The organism is Sphaerisporangium sp. NPDC004334 (assembly GCF_053602655.1).
The window spans coordinates 1-2,338 of sequence record NZ_JBSGDZ010000078.1 but is presented as its reverse complement, the minus strand read 5'-3'; the positions used below and the strand labels follow the sequence as shown (position 1 = coordinate 2,338).

1 protein-coding gene is annotated in these 2,338 nt (G+C 71.6%); it reads right to left on the bottom strand.

The window, feature by feature from the left end; genetic code table 11:
* A partial coding sequence (locus tag ACWEN6_RS40810; RefSeq protein ID WP_452577580.1) for a polyketide synthase dehydratase domain-containing protein occupies positions 1-2,285 on the bottom strand: 2,285 nt, incomplete at its 3' end.
* Positions 2,286-2,338: the final 53 nt, after the last annotated feature.

Below are 2,338 nucleotides of genomic sequence, written 5' to 3'. Positions count from 1 at the left end.
TGCCGCACCCCATGCACCGCCACCAAATGCCGCGCCACCAACGCACCCAACCCACCGGTACCACCAGTGACCAACGTCGTCCCATCGACCGGCCAAGCCGCTACGGGCTCCTCGCCGAGACAGGCCCGCTCCAGCCGGGGTACCCATGGCCGGTCACCGCGGATGGCCAGTTCCGGCTCGTCGCCGGGCAGCGCCGAGATCTCCAGGGAGCTCAGGTCCGACTGTGCGGCAGTTCCATCAGCGGCCGCGGCGCGCCCTCTCGTCCGCACCGGCTCCAGGTCGACCAACGCGATCCGGCCGGGGTGTTCCTGCTGGGCCGCTCGCACCAATCCCCAGACCGCCGCGCCCGCCGGGTCCGGCGTCTCTCCGTCGGTCACGGCGACCGCGCCCCGGGTGGCGACCAACACGGGCCGCGGGTCCTCCTCGGCCAGCCGGTCCTGAAGCGCCACCAGCACCGCCCCAACGCGGCGCCGAATCCTGTCCGGCAGGTCGCCGGCGTCGTCGCCGGCACCGCCGGTGGCGTCCACCACGGCGGCGCCATCACGCAGCGCCGGCTCTCCCCCGTTGTCGGCGGCGGAGGCTCCGGTCACCGGTCGCCACACCACCTCGGTGAGCCAGCGCGCCACCGACGCCGCGGTCGGCGCCGACGGATCCGTCTCGACCACCGGCCGGGATGCCACCGTCTGCACTGTGGCCACCGGCCGACCGGCGGGGTCGGCCAGGTCCAGCCGGAACCCACCATCCGGCTCCGGGTGCAGCCGTACGCGCAGCGCGGTGGCGCCGATGGCGTGCAGGGTGACGCCGTTCCAGTTGAACGGGATCAGCGGGCCGCCCTTGTCGGCGTTCTCCCCGGCCAGCAGTGCCAGGTGCGTCGTCGCGTCGAAGAGGGCGGGGTGTATGCCGTATCGGGTGGTTTGTCCGGCTTGTTCGGGGAGGGTGATGTCGGCGTAGAGGTCGTCGTGGTGTTTCCAGGCGTGGGTGAGGCCGTGGAAGGCGGGGCCGTAGCCGTAGCCGTGGTCGACCAGGCGGTCGTACAAGCCGATGGTGTCCAGTGGCTCGGCGCCCGGCGGAGGCCAGGCCTGGCTCAACTCCGCCGGGGTGTCTTGAGCGGTGGCGGGTGTCGGAGTGAGGGTGCCGGTGGCGTGCCGGGTCCACTGTCCGTGGTCGTCTTTGGAGTGGATGGCGATCTGACGTCGGCCGTCTTGGCCTGGCGCGGTCACGGTGACCTGCACGACGACGCCATCGCTGCCGGTGTCACTGATGCTGGTGTCGCCGGTGCCGTTAGCGCCGGCGGTGCCGTTGATGGTGTGGTGGTGGGTACCGGGGATGGGCAGGGGGGTGTGCAGGGTGAGTTCGTCGATGGTGGGGCAGCCGACCTGGTCTCCGGCGCGCAGGGCCAGTTCCACGAAGGCGGTGCCGGGCAGGATGGGGGTGGCGTTGATGGCGTGGTCGGCCAGCCAAGGCTGAGCGGTGAGCGACAGCCGACCGGTCAAGATGGCGCCGCCGTCAGGCTGCTCCACCACCGCACCCAGAATCGGGTGATCAGCGGCGCTCTGGCCGACAGCGGCCGGGTCACCGGCGGGGGCGGGCTGCAGCCAGTAGTGCCGCCGCTGGAAGGGGTAGGTGGGCAGATCCAGATACCCGACCCGCAACCCGGCCGAACCACCCGAACCTGAACCGGCCGAACCGGCCGAACCGGTGGAACCCATGGAAGCGCCGGCATCGGCCCGTCCGGCTGCTTCGGTCCCGATGGTCGCGGTGGTTCCGGTGCTTCCGGTGGTCGCGGTGGTCCAGGCCGGCCAGGCGGTCCAGTCCACATCGGTGCCACACGTCCACGCCTGACCCAGCCCGGCGACCAGTTGAGCCGTCTCGTTTCGATCGCGGCGCAGCAACGCCACCACCGAGGCAACCGCTGCGTCCTTGCGACCGCCATTGACAGCGCGGACCTCGGCGTGGTCGCCGGTCCCATGGGCTCCGCCGGCACTGCGGGCGTCGGCGTGTTCGTGGTCGCCGGTGTGGTCGTCGTGGGCGAGGGTCTGTTCGATCATCGGGGTGAGCTGGGCGTCCGGGCCTGCCTCGATGTAACAGCCGACTCCGTGTCCGCGCAGGGTGGTGATGGTGTCGGCGAACCGCACCGGCCGCCGCACATGCTCCACCCAGTACCCCGGCTCGGTGATCTCCTCACCGGCCAGGTCACCCGACAGGTTGGACACCAGCGGCAACTCCGGGCGACGCAACGTCAACCCCGCCACCACCTGCTCGAAGTCGGCCAGCATCGGTTCCATCAACGGCGAGTGGAACGCATGCGACACCCGCAACCGCCGCGTCCGGTACCCGC